Source organism: Pseudonocardia hydrocarbonoxydans, from assembly GCF_006539565.1.
Taxonomy (GTDB): Bacteria; Actinomycetota; Actinomycetes; order Mycobacteriales; family Pseudonocardiaceae; genus Pseudonocardia; species Pseudonocardia hydrocarbonoxydans.
The window spans coordinates 1-14,507 of record NZ_BJNG01000061.1; the positions used below are offsets into that span (position 1 = coordinate 1).

15 protein-coding genes, 1 tRNA gene and 1 other RNA gene are annotated in these 14,507 nt (G+C 72.5%); 4 read left to right on the top strand and 13 right to left on the bottom strand.

All coding sequences use genetic code 11. The features are described 5' to 3' along the window. Nucleotides 1-298: 298 nt before the first annotated feature. On the top strand, nucleotides 299-481 hold the full coding sequence (locus PHY01_RS25455; RefSeq protein WP_141282721.1) for a hypothetical protein: 183 nt from the start codon (nucleotides 299-301) through the stop codon (nucleotides 479-481). 55 nt (nucleotides 482-536) lie between these two features. Here the strand turns inward: PHY01_RS25455 and recR are convergent, their stop codons facing one another. The 5 genes from recR to ffs form a co-directional block, all read right to left on the bottom strand. Continuing rightward, the gene (gene recR, locus PHY01_RS25460; protein WP_141282723.1) at nucleotides 537-1,154 is read right to left on the bottom strand and encodes a recombination mediator RecR; all 618 of its coding nucleotides are present in this window, start codon (nucleotides 1,152-1,154) and stop codon (nucleotides 537-539) included. A 1-nt stretch (nucleotide 1,155) separates the two neighbouring features. After that, the gene (locus tag PHY01_RS25465; RefSeq protein WP_281283716.1) at nucleotides 1,156-1,485 is read right to left on the bottom strand and encodes a YbaB/EbfC family nucleoid-associated protein; all 330 of its coding nucleotides are present in this window, start codon (nucleotides 1,483-1,485) and stop codon (nucleotides 1,156-1,158) included. A 60-nt stretch (nucleotides 1,486-1,545) separates the two neighbouring features. Then, on the bottom strand, nucleotides 1,546-3,852 hold the full coding sequence (locus PHY01_RS25470) for an HAD-IC family P-type ATPase (RefSeq protein ID WP_141282725.1): 2,307 nt from the start codon (nucleotides 3,850-3,852) through the stop codon (nucleotides 1,546-1,548). A gap of 58 nt (nucleotides 3,853-3,910) precedes the next feature. Continuing rightward, entirely contained in the window at nucleotides 3,911-6,067 is a 2,157-nt protein-coding gene (locus PHY01_RS25475; protein ID WP_141282726.1) for a DNA polymerase III subunit gamma and tau, read from the bottom strand. Between the two features lie 47 nt (nucleotides 6,068-6,114). Then, nucleotides 6,115-6,211, bottom strand: an RNA gene (gene ffs, locus PHY01_RS25480) — signal recognition particle sRNA small type. 56 nt (nucleotides 6,212-6,267) lie between these two features. Between ffs and PHY01_RS25485 the strand changes: the two genes are divergently transcribed. Beyond that, nucleotides 6,268-6,352 (top strand) — tRNA-Ser (locus PHY01_RS25485). 65 nt (nucleotides 6,353-6,417) lie between these two features. On the opposite strand, the gene PHY01_RS25490 is transcribed toward PHY01_RS25485, so the two are convergent. The 8 genes from PHY01_RS25490 to PHY01_RS25520 form a co-directional block, all read right to left on the bottom strand. Beyond that, nucleotides 6,418-7,644 (bottom strand): tyrosine-type recombinase/integrase, encoded by a 1,227-nt coding sequence (locus PHY01_RS25490; protein WP_141282727.1) that lies wholly within the window; start codon nucleotides 7,642-7,644, stop codon nucleotides 6,418-6,420. Then, entirely contained in the window at nucleotides 7,641-7,850 is a 210-nt protein-coding gene (locus PHY01_RS27280) for an excisionase family DNA-binding protein (RefSeq protein ID WP_246086150.1), read from the bottom strand. Before PHY01_RS27280 ends, PHY01_RS25490 begins: the two co-directional genes overlap by 4 nt. Beyond that, entirely contained in the window at nucleotides 7,847-9,544 is a 1,698-nt protein-coding gene (locus PHY01_RS25500) for a replication initiator (RefSeq protein WP_246086151.1), read from the bottom strand. The genes PHY01_RS27280 and PHY01_RS25500 overlap by 4 nt, the downstream gene beginning before the upstream one ends. Further along, nucleotides 9,541-11,127 carry an FtsK/SpoIIIE domain-containing protein gene (locus PHY01_RS25505; protein WP_141282729.1) on the bottom strand — a complete coding sequence of 529 codons (1,587 nt, stop codon included), beginning with the start codon at nucleotides 11,125-11,127 and terminating at the stop codon, nucleotides 9,541-9,543. The genes PHY01_RS25500 and PHY01_RS25505 overlap by 4 nt, the downstream gene beginning before the upstream one ends. A gap of 1 nt (nucleotide 11,128) precedes the next feature. After that, the gene (locus tag PHY01_RS25510; protein ID WP_141282731.1) at nucleotides 11,129-11,449 is read right to left on the bottom strand and encodes a hypothetical protein; all 321 of its coding nucleotides are present in this window, start codon (nucleotides 11,447-11,449) and stop codon (nucleotides 11,129-11,131) included. After that, nucleotides 11,446-11,742 (bottom strand): WhiB family transcriptional regulator, encoded by a 297-nt coding sequence (locus tag PHY01_RS26755; RefSeq protein ID WP_170183982.1) that lies wholly within the window; start codon nucleotides 11,740-11,742, stop codon nucleotides 11,446-11,448. Before PHY01_RS26755 ends, PHY01_RS25510 begins: the two co-directional genes overlap by 4 nt. Then, nucleotides 11,739-12,134 carry a hypothetical protein gene (locus PHY01_RS26760; protein WP_170183983.1) on the bottom strand — a complete coding sequence of 132 codons (396 nt, stop codon included), beginning with the start codon at nucleotides 12,132-12,134 and terminating at the stop codon, nucleotides 11,739-11,741. The genes PHY01_RS26755 and PHY01_RS26760 overlap by 4 nt, the downstream gene beginning before the upstream one ends. Before the next feature lie 107 nt (nucleotides 12,135-12,241). Continuing rightward, a complete protein-coding gene (locus PHY01_RS25520; RefSeq protein WP_141282735.1) occupies nucleotides 12,242-12,676 on the bottom strand; it encodes a plasmid replication, integration and excision activator in 435 nt (144 codons plus the stop codon). A gap of 82 nt (nucleotides 12,677-12,758) precedes the next feature. Here PHY01_RS25520 and PHY01_RS25525 point away from each other — a divergent pair, with 82 nt between their 5' ends. Both PHY01_RS25525 and PHY01_RS25530 read left to right on the top strand, forming a co-directional pair. Further along, nucleotides 12,759-13,628 carry a sigma-70 RNA polymerase sigma factor region 4 domain-containing protein gene (locus PHY01_RS25525; protein WP_246086152.1) on the top strand — a complete coding sequence of 290 codons (870 nt, stop codon included), beginning with the start codon at nucleotides 12,759-12,761 and terminating at the stop codon, nucleotides 13,626-13,628. A 4-nt stretch (nucleotides 13,629-13,632) separates the two neighbouring features. Next, the gene (locus PHY01_RS25530; RefSeq protein ID WP_141282737.1) at nucleotides 13,633-14,433 is read left to right on the top strand and encodes a hypothetical protein; all 801 of its coding nucleotides are present in this window, start codon (nucleotides 13,633-13,635) and stop codon (nucleotides 14,431-14,433) included. Nucleotides 14,434-14,507: the final 74 nt, after the last annotated feature.

A 14,507-nucleotide genomic window follows, 5' to 3' on the forward strand; every position in this document is an offset into this window, starting at 1 on the left:
TGTCTTCGGGCAATCTAATCACCAGCACCCGCAGTGGCGAAGCCGCCACACCGGGTCGCTGGCATCTCTCCCGGGAGGAGGCCGACGTGATCGATGTATCCACGACCCTCCGCTCCGCCTCCTGCTTCCGCCTCGACGGCAGGCCCACCACCCCGGGCCGCCGTCTCCCGTCCCGGCCCGCGCCGGGAACCTCCGACGACCGGCGACCGCCGGTGCACCGTCGTCCACGGGAAAGGAGCACGTCGATGTCCGCGAAGAAGATCCGCCGTTCGGCCACGGTCCCGGGGAGGTGGTCCCCGTGACCATCACCCTGATCGTCGCCGGAGTCGTCATGATCGCGCTGATCGCCGTCGTCGTCGGCATCGTCGACGCGGCCCACGCCAGGGCCTGGCGGGAGATCGCGGCGATGCGCCGCGAGCAGTGGATGGCCCGCCAACCGGAGTTCCACGGCGTCGACACCGACGCCTGGGACGAGGACTGATCCTCCCGGGCCGGTCCCGGGGGGCGATCGGGCCGGGAGCCGGCCGTCGCGCCCGCTACAGGGCGCGGCGGCCGGACAGGGCCCGGCCGAGCGTCAGCTCGTCGGCGAACTCGAGGTCGCCGCCCATCGGCAGCCCGGACGCCAGCCGCGTGACCGACAGCCCGGGGAAGTCCCGCAGCAGCCGCACGAGGTACGTCGCGGTCGCCTCGCCCTCGGTGTTGGGGTCGGTCGCGATGATCACCTCGGAGATGTCGGCCTCGTCGGACGCCGGGCCGGTGCCGCCGAGCCGGGCCAGCAGCTCGCGGATGCGCAGGCCGTCGGGCCCGACGCCCGCCAACGGGTCGAGCGCCCCGCCGAGCACGTGGTAGCGGCCCTTGAACTCCCGGGTGCGCTCCACCGCCAGCACGTCCTTGGGCTCCTCCACGACGCAGACGATCGTGGGGTCGCGCCGGGCGTCGGCGCAGTAGCGGCAGCGCTCGCTGGCCGAGACGTTGCCGCAGAGATCGCAGAACAGCACACCCTGCTTGACCTTCTGCAGCGCGTCCTGCAGCCGCGACACGTCGGCGGGGTCGGCGGCGAGCAGGTGGAAGGCGATCCGCTGCGCGCTCTTCGGACCGACCCCGGGCAGCCGGCCCAGCTCGTCGATCAGGTCCTGGACCGGCCCCTCGAACATCTCAGGCGCCGGGCAGCCCGAGGCCGCCCATCCCACCGGCCAGCGGGCCCATCTTCTGCGCCTGCATCTCCTGCGCGGCCCGCGCCGCGTCGTGCAGGGCGCCGACGATGAGGTCCTGCAGCGTCTCGACGTCGTCGGGATCGACGATCTTCGGGTCGAGCTTGACCGACCGCACCTCGCCCGCCGCCGTCATCGTCACGTGGACGAGCCCGTTGCCCGCCTGGCCGAGCACCTCGGCGGTGGCCAGCTCGGCCTGCGCCGACATCAGCTGCTCCTGCATCTGCTGGGCCTGCTGCATGAGCTGCTGCAGGTCGAGATCCCCCGGGTTCACGGCTGCTCCATGGGTAGTCGGCTGGAGACACCAGCCTACGGCTCCCCCGTGGCCGCCCGATCAGGCCCGGCGCCGGTAGACCACCCGCGCCACGATCTCGATCACCACCACACCCACCGCGGCGACGGTGAGGCCGGTCAGCATCGTGGGCGTGTGGTCGGGGTCGAGCTCCCAGAACCCCTGCCCGAAGAAGATCGGCAGGAACAGGGCGTAGCAGAAGGCGGCGATCGTGAACCCGATCATCACGACCTTCCACCAGACGAACGGGCGCGCGACGACCACCAGCACCCAGGTCGCGACGACGAACAGCGCCACCACCGCCGCCGTGCTCTGCTGCACGTCGGTGGCGGTGGGGTCGGCGCGCACCAGCAGGTAGGTCACGAACGTGACGATCCCGGCGACGAGCCCGGACGGCACCGACAGCCGCAGCACCCGCCGCACGAACCCGGTGCGGGCGCGTTCGGTGTTGGGGGCGAGGGCCAGGAAGAACGCGGGGATGCCGATCGTCAGCGAGCCGATGAGCGTGAGGTGCCGCGGCAGGAACGGGTACTGGACGCCGAGCGCGCCGATCGCGATGGCCAGGAACACCGAGTAGACGGTCTTGGTGAGGAACAGGTTCGAGACGCGCTCGATGTTGCCGATCACCCGCCGCCCCTCGGCGACGACGTGCGGCAACGTGGCGAACGAGTTGTCCAGCAGCACGATCTGGGCGACGGCGCGGGTGGCCGGGCTGCCCGACCCCATCGCGACGCCGATGTCGGCGTCCTTGAGCGCGAGCACGTCGTTGACGCCGTCACCGGTCATCGCGACGGTGTGCCCGCGCTGCTGCAGCGCCCCGACCATCTCCCGCTTCTGCGCCGGGGTGACCCGGCCGAACACGGTGCCCGCCTCCAGCCTGTCGGCGAGGTCGGCGTCGGTGAGCGTGCGGGCGTCGACGGGGGCGTCGGCGCGGGGCAGGTGCAGCGAGGACGCGACCGCCCCCACGGACAGGGCGTTGTCGCCGGAGATCACCTTGACCTCGACGTCCTGCTCGGCGAAGTAGGCCAGCGTGCCCGCCGCCTCGGGCCGGACCCGCTGCTCCAGGACGACGAGCGCGACCGGCTCGACCGGCCCGTCGGGGGCGGGACGGCGGCCCAGCAGCAGCACGCGCAGCCCGGTGGAGCCGATCCGCTCGGCCTCGGCGCGCTGCGCGGACTCCTCGGGCAGCAGCACGTCGGCCGCCCCGAGCACCCACGTGCCGTGCTCGTCGAACGTCGCGCCGCCCCACTTGCGCGCCGAGGAGAACGGGACGGTCTCGGTCGCCGTCCAACCCGGGTCGGGGCAGCCCTCGACGACGGCCGCGAGGCTCGCGTTGGGCCGCGGGTCGGCGGCGCCGAGCGCCCCCAGGGCCGCGCGCACCCCGGCGTCGTCGGGTCGGACCTCCGCCAGCCGCATCCCGTTCTCGGTGAGCGTGCCGGTCTTGTCGGCGCAGACGACGTCGACGCGCGCCAGCCCCTCGATCGCCGGCAGCTCCTGCACCAGGCACTGCCGCTTGCCGAGCCGGACGACCCCCACCGCGAAGGCGATGCTGGTGAGCAGCACCAGGCCCTCCGGCACCATCGGCACGAGCGCCGCGACCATGCCGCGCAGCGCGTCGTCGACGTCGCTGCCCGCGGTGCGGAACTGGCTCCAGATGATCAGCGCGGCCGCCGGCACGAGCAGGTAGGTGATCACCCGCAGGATGGTGTTGATGCCCTCGCGCAGCTCCGAGCCGACGAGGGTGAACTTGCTGGCCTCCTCGGCGAGCTGCGCGGCGTAGGCCTCGCGGCCGACCTTCGTCGCCCTCTGCGCCCCACCCCCGACGGTGACGAAGCTGCCGGAGAGCAGCGGGTCGCCCGGCTGCTTGTGCACGGCGTCGGACTCGCCGGTGAGCAGCGACTCGTCGACCTCCAGGCCGTCGGCGGCGAGCACCACCCCGTCGACGACGATCTTGTCGCCGGGTCCGAGGTCGATGACGTCGTCGAGCACGACGCCGCTCGGGGCCAGCTCGACGATCCCGCCGTCGCGCCGCACCCGCGGCCGGGCCTCGCCGACGATCGCGAGCCGCTCCAGCGTCCGCTTCGCGCGCAGCTCCTGCACGATCCCGATCAGGGTGTTGATGATGATGACGAACCCGAACAGGCCGTCCTGGATCGGGCCGATCACCAGGATGATCGCGAAGAGCACGCCGACGATGGCGTTGAAGCGGGTCAGGACGTTGGCGCGGATGATCTCGCCGACGCTGCGGCTCGACCGCGACGGCACGTCGTTGGTCTGCCCCGCGGCCACCCGCTCGGCGACCTGCGCCGCGGTGAGGCCGTGCAGGACGTCGGGCTCGGCGACTGTCACGTCACCGGAGCGTACTCAGGGGGTCGCGGGTCCCGAACCGGACATTCGACCCACCCGGTCAGCGCTGGTCGAGCGCGCGCGCACCGAGCTGGGTGGTGAGCAGCTCGATCGCGGCCTCCTCGGGATCGCGACGGTCGGCATGGGACCCGGGAGCCACCGCCGCGGCCTCCGCGATCATCGACTCCTCGTCGTCGGGCGGGGCGTCCTCGGGCGCCGGCTCGGGCGGCAGCGGCGTGCCGTCGTCGGGGGCGGTGGAGCGGCGGGTGGGCGGCGGGCGGCGGGGCGGCGCCGCGGGCGGGGTCGGGCCCCGGGGGCCGGCGGGCGGCGGGGTGCCGCCGTCGCCGTGCTCGCAGCGCACCCGCCAGCTCACACCCAGCACGGCGTGCAACGACTCGGTGATCACGTCGGTGTTGCTCTGCTCCGACAGCAGGCGCGCCAGCGGGGCGGTGCCGATGCTCAGCACGAGCGTGTCGTCCTCCACGGCCCGGACCGTCGCGCTGACGAGCAGGGCCGCGGTGCGCTTCTTGCGCTCCTTGGCCGCGGTGAGGATCTCCGGCCACACGCGGCGCACCGCGGCGGCGTCGAGGCCGGCGGCCCGCGCCGGCGCGGCGGGCTCGGCCGAGGGTGCGGCGGTGGGCGACGGCGATGCGGCGACCGCGTCGTCGGCGGGCGCACCCCGGGACGCGACGGCGTCGGCGGGCGGTCCGTCGACCGGCGCGCGCCGCGCCGCGGCGGGGTCGACGCGCGACGCGGCGGCGGCCGGGGCCCGCGGCGCCTCGGCCCCGGCGGGCGGCGCACCGGCGGCCACGTCGGCGTCGTCACGGGGGGCGGCGTCGCGGGGGGCGGCGTCACGTGGGGCGGCGGCGTCACGGGCGGCCGGACGGTGCCCGGCAGGATCGGCGGGGCGCTGGTCGGCGGCGCGCGACGGCGGCGCGGGCTCCTGCTGTGCCGCCCGGGGCGCGGCGGCGTCGGCCGGGGCCGACTCGCTGGCGCGCCGGAAGGTGCGGCCCGGCGCCGCGGCGTCGACGGGATCGGCGACACCCGAGGTGGCGGCGATGTCGGACCGGCGCTCGAGCCGTTCGAGCCGCTCCAGCAGGCCCGGCTCGGCGGTGCTGGCGGCGGGCAGCAGCATGCGGGCGCAGAGCAGCTCCAGCAGCAGCCGGGGCGCGGTGGCACCGCGCATCTCGGTGAGCCCGGTGAACACGATCTCGCCGTAGCGGGCGAGTGTGGCCGGACCGATGCGGTCGGCCTGCTCGATCATCCGCGCCACCTCGTCGGCCGCGGCCTCGACCAGCCCGCGCTCGGCGGCCTCCGGGACGGCCTGCAGCAGCGTGACGTCGCGCAGCCGCTGGAGCAGGTCGGAGGCGAAGCGGCGGGGGTCGTGCCCGGCCTCCACCAGCCGGTCGACCGTCTCGAACACCACCGCGCGGTCGCCGGCCGCCAGTGCGTCGACCATGTCGTCGATCAGCGCCACGTCGGTGACGCCGAGCAGCGCCACCGCCCGCTCGTAGGTGACGCCCTCCGGACCGGCCCCGGCGAGGAGCTGGTCGAGGACAGACAGCGAGTCGCGCGCGGACCCCCCGCCCGCCCGGATGACCAGCGGGTACACCGCGGGGGCGACGACCGCGCCCTCGTCGGCGCAGATGCTCTCCATCAACCGGCGCAGCGTGCCCGGCGGGATCAACCGGAACGGGTAGTGGTGGGTGCGCGAGCGGATCGTCGGCAGGACCTTGTCCGGCTCGGTCGTGGCGAACACGAACACGAGGTGCTCCGGCGGCTCCTCCACGATCTTGAGCAGGGCGTTGAAGCCCTGCGTGGTGATCATGTGCGCCTCGTCGACGATGAACACGCGGTAGCGGGACTCGGCGGGGGCGAAGAAGGCGCGGTCGCGCAGCTCGCGCGTGTCGTCGACACCGCCGTGGGAGGCGGCGTCGAGCTCGGTGACGTCGATGTTGCCCGGGCCACCCGGCGCCAGCGCGACGCAGGACGCGCACACCCCGCACGGGTCGGGCGTGGGGCCCTGCTCGCAGTTGAGCGAGCGGGCCAGGATGCGCGCGCTGGAGGTCTTGCCGCAGCCGCGGGGCCCGGAGAACAGGTAGGCGTGGTTGATCCGCCCGGCCGCCAGGGCCGTGCTCAACGGCTCCGTGACGTGCTCCTGCCCGACGACCTCGGCGAACGTCGCCGGGCGGTACTTGCGGTACAGAGCCAGCGCCACGGGTCGAGGCTACCGACCGACCCCGACAACCGGGCGGGCGGGAGAAACGTGAGCGGGCCCCGCGCACCCGCCAGAGCCCGTTGACCCTTGCTGCCTTCCGGCCCTGGGGGAGTTCACAGGATGGGCGCCGCGCGGGACCCGGTGCCGAGTGTAGTGCCGAGTCCGGCGGCCGGGGCGGGGAGGTTATGCTTCTGCACGTTGGAGGATTCGCCTAGTGGCCTATGGCGCACGCTTGGAAAGCGTGTTGGGTTCACGCCCTCGGGGGTTCGAATCCCCCATCCTCCGCAGGTGAGACCGGGTGCCCCGCTCGTCGGGACACCCGGTTTCGTCGTTCAGTCTCAGTTCCAGTCTCACTTGCCGGCCGCCGGACCCCAGATCAGGCCGCCGACCCGACCGGCGACGTCGGACCGGATCGAGCCGGTGATGTGCTGGTAGCGGGCCGCCATCGCGGTCGTGGACCAGCCCATGAGCCCCATGACCGCGCGTTCCGGGACGCCGAGGATCAGCAGCACCGTCGCGGCGGTGTGCCGGGCATCGTGCAGACGACCGTCACGCAGGCCGGCATCCGCGAGGAGCCGCTTCCACTGGTGGTAGTCCGTGTTCGGGATGACCGGCTCACCCCGCGGCGTCGTGAACACGTACCCCGTGTCCCGCCAGAGCTGCGCGGCCGTCGTCCGCTCCCGCGACTGCTCCACCTCGTGCAGGCGCAGGAGCTCCAACAGCTCGTCGGGTAGGCCGATCGCCCGACGGCCGGCGCGAGACTTCGTGTCGTCGGTCTCCGGACGGACCTGCAGCCGGTTCGGGCAGTAGCCGGCCTTCTTCCCACAGGTGCTGCCGCAACCGTGCTCGTAGCGGGGTCGGAGCCGCCCGCGCCGTACCCACAGAGTGCCGCTGTCCATGTCGACGTCGGACCACCGGAGGCCGAGCACCTCCCCCTGCCGCAGCCCGAGCGCCAGAGCGATGGCCCAGCGGGCACCGTTGCGCCGCGCCCCCGCGACCTTGAGCAGCTGTTGGATCTCGTCGACGGTGTACGGCTCCACCTCCACCTCGACCGGACGCGGAGCCTTCGCCAGCGCCGCCACGTTGCGCGTGATCTTGCCCCGCCGCTCCGCCTCCCCCAACGCCGTGCGGATCGTGCGATGCGCCTGGTTGGCCGTGCCCGGCGAGCTGCCCGCGCGCAGCATCTTGGCGTAGAGCCGTTCCAGGTGTTCGGGTTCCAGACGGTCCAGCCGGTGCGCGCCGATGCCGGGCACGAGGTGCACGTTCACCGCGACGCGGTAGCCGTCGAGGGTGTTCCGCTTGACGGCCGGCGCGGCGATGTTCTCGACCCAGTGCGTCAGCCACTCCCCCACGGTCGACGAACGGCCGGTGGATCGGACCCTGCCGGTCTCCCGGCCGCGCTCCAGCTCCCGGACGGCCTTGATCACGTCCGCCTTGGCCTTGCGCATCACGTGGCGACGATCCGGCTTGCCGTCGTCCTTGACGCCGACCGTCACCCGGCCGTGCCAGAACCCGTCCTTGCCGAGATAGATGCTCGACGCCCCGTTCGGCTCCCGCGATCTTTTGGGGGCCGTCACGCTGCACCTCCGAGCGTGCGGAGACGCAGGACGTAGTCGTCCAGGGCGTCGGTCGGGACGCGGCGCAGCCGACCGATCCGCACCGACTCGACCTCACCGGCGCTGACCAGGGCGTACATGAGCGTCCGCCCGATCCCGAGCCGGTCAGCGGCCTCCTCGACGGTCAGCACGAGCCGGAACGGGCGGGCCTGATCGGTGGTGGTCACGCTGCCTCCTCGGTAGTTGCCGAACGGTTTTCCGGTGGTGCGCCGGCCAGGAGTTGGGCGGCGTCGTAGTCGGCCTTCCAGCGCTGTCTCTCCGAGATCGCATGCAGCAGCAGCGCGGGCCGGGTGGGTACGTCGGGGTCGCCGGCCTTGGTTCGTTCCCACTCGAACGGCCCGTCATCGACGGCGTAGCCGGGTCTCACACCGGTGGCGGTGAGCAGTTGCCGAACGAACGCGGCCCGCTCCCCGGCGTGGTCGGCCAGGGTCTTGCCCGACCACTTGCGCGAGACCAGGACGCGGCGTCCGGCGATGCCGAGGTGTTCGGCGCGGTGGGCCTTGCCCTTGCACTGCCCGGACGCCATGGACAACCGCGCGCCCTTCGGCTGGACCCCGTAGATCAGCCAGATCGGGCACGTCGGCGAGCACGGGGTGATGCGGAGTTCAGCGACGAGGCGGCGGTGGTGTTCGCGCTGTCGCTCGGTGGCGTCGTCGTCGAGGCCGGCGGCGTGGGCGACGTCCTTCATCAGGTACTTGGTCAGGTACCCAACGTGCCGCCCGGCCTCCTCCGTGCCGCCGAGGATGCCCTTCACGTGCACCTGCGCCCCGAACCGCACCACGTGCGACGGCTCGGTCAGCACGTCGGGATCGGTCGCCTGCTCCCAGGTGGGCAGGGGTTCACGGGTGTCAGGGTCGACGAACCCTTTGCTGCGGTCGTCCCACCGCGGCATGTCCTTGCCCGTGTAGCGGATCTCGTCGTGGGCGGGCCAGAACACGCCGTGATCGGTGGCGGCCGCGATGGCCCGCAGCTCGGCGCGGGGGATGGTGCCGCGGATGGCGGCGTGGAAGTGCGGGGCCCCGCGGCGTTGGGGTTCGATGGTGCCGAAGTACTGCACGTCCCACCCGACGCACCGACGGGTGTTCTGCCAGAACCGGTCCAGGATCTTCGGGAAGTGGATCGCATCGCGAGCGGCCCGCCGGTAGTCGTAGCGGTCCGGGTCGACCGCGGCCCCGTCGCCGTCCACCCGCCCGTACGAGTCCAGGGTGAGCGTCAGGAACGTGGACGGGCGGTACTTGTTGCCGAACACCTGCCCGAGCGTGCGCTTGTCTACCGGCCGACGTGGGAGGTCGGGCAGGTCCTGCCGACGACGGGTGGACCGCTTGACCGCGGGCCGGTCGGGTCGGTCGAGGGGTTCGAGCCGGCCGGTCACCCCGAGGCGGCGTAGCTCGTCGTCGACGACGGCGACGGTCTCGCGGATCTCCTCGCACTCCTCCTCATCAGCATCGGCCCGGGCGTCCTGGTAGGCGGCGTGCAGATCGGCGCGGGCCGCCATGAGTTGCTTCTGCTCCACGGTGGGGTCGGGCCGGTCGGGGATGGGTTCGTGCTCGAGGTGCCAGCCCTCCCGGCACTGGGCCATGCGGATGCGCCGGTTCTTCTCCGCACAGGGCTTGCACACGTCCTCCCGCCGGGCCCCGCAGGGGACGGGGACGACGTCGACCTTCCCGGAGGTGAGGTCGATGCGGCGCAGCGCGAGCGGGCGCACGCACACGCCGTGTTGCTCGGCGAGCTGCCGGGCGACGTCCCCGGACAGGGCCATGAGCGCCTTCTGCGCGCGGGTGAGCCGGTCGTGATCGACGTAGCCGGCCGGGTCCGTCGCGGCCGCCGTGCCCGTCGAGGTCGTGGTGTCGGTGGTGGTCATGCGGGGCCTCCGATCGAGTGCAGAGCCGGGACGGGCAGCGAGCGCGGGCCGGCCTGAGCCGGGATGGCCAGGCCGGTCGGGGTGGTGACGAACCGCTCCAGGTCCTTGATCACGTGATCCGGCACCCAGGCCGAGCGGACGCGCAGCGGTTCGCGGATGCCTTCGCCGAACAGGTAGCCCACCCCGGGCTCGTGCTCCCCGATCCGGTTCGCCCACGCCCCGCGGTCGTAGGCGTGCTCCCCGAGCACCATCGACACGTGCGACTTCGACGCCACCCGCAGGCAGACGCGACGCGGGAACAACTCCCTCACCGGGACGGTGTCCTTGGTCGGCTCCTGGACGTAGCCGCGCATCGAGTAGCCCAGCGCCCGGCCCTGGGTGGTCAGGACGGCGACCCGCTCGACGATGGCTTCGCGGGTCTTCCTATCGCCGACGTAGCGGACCAGGGCGCCGATCTCGTCGAACTCGATCAGCTCCAACGGGAACTCGCGGCTGATCGGGACGACCCGCTTGTGGGTGGAGAACCGCTCCTTCCGCGCGGTCATCCCGGCGATCAGGTCGTCCAGTAGAGCGAGCGCGTCGCGACTGGTGGAGGCGTAGCGGTGGAACACCTGCCGCCCGTAGGCCAGCTCCATCCCCTTGGGATCGATCGCCGAGACCCGGACCAGTCCGTCGCGGATGGCCGGGGCCATCGAGATGATCGGCGCCCAGGTGAACGAGTTCTTCCCGGCCCCGGTGGAGCCGGCCACGAGGGTGTGGCTGCCCTCGATGGCCTGGAACCAGTCCGTGCCGTACTCGGTGCGCCCGGACCAGATCCGGCGGAAGTCGGTGTGCTCCCCGAGCGCGCCCCACAGCGCGCCGAGCGCCTGGCAGTCCACGACCGAGGCGAGCCGGTCGTGGCGCTGGTAGTCGATCGACACCAGGTTCGGCCCGAGCTCCCGCACCTGACACCGGGCCACCCCGCGAGCGACGGCGAGCGAGCGGGCGGCGGCGTCGAAGTCCTCCGGCGTCTGGCCCGGGACCAGCCGCACCTTCACCTCATCCCAGGACCCGCCGGAGCGGACCCCGACAACGCGCGGGGTCTGTCCGGCGCCGGCCTTGACCTTCGGTTGGACCGCGGAGCGGCGGAACGGATTGACCTGCACATGCACCCCGGGATCCCGGTCGGCGACCGTGAGGCCGCAGGCACGGAGCCAGCGGGGCATCTTGCGGGCGTAGACCGCCCACCGCAGCCACCAGGCGCGCAGGTGCCGGCCGGCCCACGGCTCGTAGGAGTCGCGGCCCCAGTACCACCAGGCGAGCAGCCCGAGCCCGATCACGGCGGCGGTGATGAGCAGGGAGGGCCAGCCGAGGAAGTGGCACCACAGCAGGACGGCGGCCGTGGTGGTGCTGGTGCGCCAGTGCTGGACGATCCAGCGCCCGAGCTTCCACGCACCCTTCACGAGCAGCCAGGCGGTCACGAACACGACGGCGATGGCGGCGAGGGCTTCCAGGAGTTGGGTGAGCCACTTGCCGACCTTGTGAAGGACCCACAGCCCGCCGCCGGTGACCAGGGCGAGCAGGACGAGTTGCGCGGTAGTCATCTCACGCCACCTCCCGAGAGGCCGGGCCGCTGGCCCAGCGCTGGTGTGCGGCCTGGCGGCTCACGCCGAGCCGGGAGGCGATCTCGCCCCACGAGTAGCCCGCGGCCCGCAGGCCGGTGACGGCGTCGCCGATGGCGGCGTCGAGGTCGGCGGACAGGGCGGCGAGATCGGGCAGCGCCTCGACATCGCCCGCGGCGATCCGACGTCCAGCGGCCCGGATGACGCGTCGGCCGAACGCGGCGAACTCGGAGTTCTCGACCACCCGCGGCGTGCGGCCGGTCGTCAAGGTGGCGTTGACACGGGATCGGGCCCGGGCGTTCATGCGGCCACCGCCCCGGGCAGGGCCGACGAGAGCTGACGGCCGGCGTACAGGTCGGCCCGCTCGTCGGGCGTCAGGCCCGCGGTCATCCCCCACCGGCGGGCCGGGTCCTCCCCGGCCATGACGTCGAGCAGGCACGCCGCCCGAACCGGGCAGTCCGCGCAGATCTCACGAGCGGTGGTGACGGCGGGGCCGTGCGGGTCGAGGTCGAGCGGGTAGAAGATCTCCGGGTCGACGTCGGCGCACTCGGCGCCCTGCCGCCAGTCCCGGCCGGCCGTGGTGGTCGTGGTGTTCATGCCGACACCCCCAGCTCGTGCCAGTTGGACAGAGCGCCGGCGGCGTCGGAGGTGGGACGCTGCTCGGCGCGGGCGCGCCAGTCCGCGGCGAGGTCGCGCCAGAACCGGGCCCGGTCGCGTTCCTGGCACTCCGCGGCGATCGCGGCGTGGCGGTACACCCGGTGCACCGTGGAGTCGCCGCGGGTGCCGGTGGTCAGGACCCGCCACCATCCGGCCGTGCGGGCGCAGATCATCGCTAGCTGCTCGGCGCGCTCGGCCCGCTCAGCGTCAGTGGTCGGCCGGGTCGCGGACACGGCCTGGAACTGCCGGTAGTAGTCGTCCGTGGCCGCGGAGACCCGGTCTGCGACGGCGGGCCGGTCACGGTCGGTGGGGTTGTTGGAGTGCGCGTTCATCTAGGGTTCGTGTCCTTCCGGGACTCGGATTCCTTGCCAGGGGTTGGAGCTGTGGGAGATCAGGAGGGGAGCCCGGTTGCCGCCGGTGCTCCCCTCCGCCATGAGGTTCAGGCCGCCTCCCCGGAGTTCGCTCGGGGTGTCGGCTTCCCAGAGCCGGCCTGCTGCGGGGCACGCATCGCCGAGGCGCGGAAGCTGTAGGCGACGCGGGCGCGGCCGCCGTTCTCGTTGAGGTACGGCGTGACCGTGAGCCCGTCGAACTCGACCGGACGGAACGGCATCCCCGGGATCGCCTCCGGCGGAACCGGCTGGTGCGGGGCGGAGATCTTCACCGTGACCGTCTTGGCGTCCTTGCGAGCGTCGGGGTCCGGGTCGAGCACCGACACCGACCACACCAACAGCCCCGACTCCTTGTCAGTGGCCTGCACCGGACGCTCCCGCGTGGAGCGCTCGAAGTCCCGCACCGCCTCCACCTCCCCGACGACGTACGCGCCGTGCGGGAACACGTCGCCGTGGTTGACCTTGAACTTGCCGTTGATCGCCACGTGGCTCTCCTCTGTGTTTATCCCCCTAAACCGTAGAGCCGGACTGACACCCGTTCGTTGAGGGGGGGTAAACAGAAGGTAGGTGGGTGTCGCGACCCTGTCAAGGACCCCTAAACTCATCACGGTGAGTAGCCCTGACGACTTCGACGCGGTCCGGCGCGATCCGGACCCGATCCGTCGCGGGCGCAGGGCGACCGAACTCATGTCGATCTATCAGCAGCGGGCCACCGAACTGGCCCGGCTACGGCGCGAGGCCATCGAGGAAGCCCACCAAGGCCACGGCCTCACCTACACCGAGATCGCGACCGCCCTCGGGATTACCAAGGGACGCGTCACGCAGATCCGCTCCGGTGCGCCGGCCCGGGAGCGGGCGTTCTTCGGAGTCGGGCCCGTGCACGTCGGGGTCCCGTTGCGTGAGGGCACCGACAGCCGGATGCGTAGCTACGTCGACGCGGCGGACCTCAAGACACAGGAGGACATGGCGACCCTGCTCGGCACGCTTGCCCTCACCGCGGAGCCATTCACGATCCCGCCGGCCAGCACCACCGTCCCGGACGGCGACACGGTCATCATCTGCGGACCGAAGTCCGCCCCGATCGGCGCCGACCTCCTCGCCACCGACCCACGGTTGGGCATGGTCCACGACGCAGGCCGCTGGTGGATCGAGGACAAGCGGACCGGCGAGCGCTACGGCTCACCGCTCTCCGAGACGCCCCCGGGACGCGAGGACATCGGCTACCTGTCCCGACGCATCGACGATGGCCGGGTGATCGTGCACATCGCCGGCATCCACAGCCCCGGATCACGCGGTGTCGTGCACTACCTCGCCCACCACCTGGCCGAGCTGCACAGCCAGGTCGGCGCCGACTCGTTCAGTCTCGCCGTGCGCTGCCGCCTCGACGACCTCACCGTCATCGACAGCGAAGCGTTCGCCGGCCCCTATCGCTGGTGACCCGATGAAGGTGCACACGGCGACACTCGCAGGCGGAGCGTCCAATGCCGACCGCGTCTTCGTCACCGACCACTCGGTGATCGTGCTCGACGGAGCAACAGCCTTCGCACCAGTCGACGTCGACCCCGGCACCTACGCCGGAACTCTCGGCCATGCCATCGCCGAACGCGTCGACCAGACCCCCGACATCGCCACCGCCGTAGCCGAAGCTATCCGCGCGACGACCCTCGCCCTGCACCTCGACAACACGGCATCGCCGTCGAGCACGGTTGCGGTTCTGCGAGCCCGGACCGGGCATGCCGACCTCTACGTTCTCGGCGACAGCCCCATCTACTACGGCACCGCACAGCAATCCGGATGCCTCACCGATTCCCGCTTGGCCGCCCTCCCCCTGGCCGAGCGCGGGCACTACAAAGCAGCGCTGACAGCGGGAGCCGGCTACAACGAACAGCACCGCGACACGCTTACCGCCCTGCAGCGTGCCCAGCGGCTTCACCGCAATGTGCAAGGCGGGTACTGGATCGCCGAGACCGATCCCGAAGCGGCCCATCACGGCCTCACCGTGACCCTGACGGCCGCCGATATCGAATGGGCCGTACTCGCCACCGACGGCGCAGCCGACGTCATCTCCCACCACGAGAAGCCAGCGTGGTCCGAGATCGCCCACTACGACGACGACGCCCTATCGGATCTGCTCCACAGCCTGCACCGATGGGAGGCCGACCACGATCCGCACGGCCAGCTCTTACCCAGATCCAAGCTGCACGACGACAAGACCGTGGCTGCAGTACCAGCAGTCTTCTAGGTCAGGCCCGTCACCGTTCTACGCTGCCGAATCTGTCTCTTTAGGATCAAGGCGCCGCCTCCGGCGGCGCGCGA

Excerpts from the sequence above, each read along its gene's own strand:
- PHY01_RS25510 (WP_141282731.1), bottom strand. The coding sequence starts at position 11,449 with ATGAACGCCCGGGCCCGATCCCGTGTCAACGCCACCTTGACGACCGGC.
- PHY01_RS25500 (WP_246086151.1), bottom strand. The coding sequence starts at position 9,544 with ATGACCACCACCGACACCACGACCTCGACGGGCACGGCGGCCGCGACG.
- PHY01_RS25505 (WP_141282729.1), bottom strand. The coding sequence starts at position 11,127 with ATGACTACCGCGCAACTCGTCCTGCTCGCCCTGGTCACCGGCGGCGGG.
- PHY01_RS26760 (WP_170183983.1), bottom strand. The coding sequence starts at position 12,134 with ATGAACGCGCACTCCAACAACCCCACCGACCGTGACCGGCCCGCCGTC.
- PHY01_RS25530 (WP_141282737.1), top strand. The coding sequence starts at position 13,633 with ATGAAGGTGCACACGGCGACACTCGCAGGCGGAGCGTCCAATGCCGAC.
- PHY01_RS26755 (WP_170183982.1), bottom strand. The coding sequence starts at position 11,742 with ATGAACACCACGACCACCACGGCCGGCCGGGACTGGCGGCAGGGCGCC.
- recR (WP_141282723.1), bottom strand. The coding sequence starts at position 1,154 with ATGTTCGAGGGGCCGGTCCAGGACCTGATCGACGAGCTGGGCCGGCTG.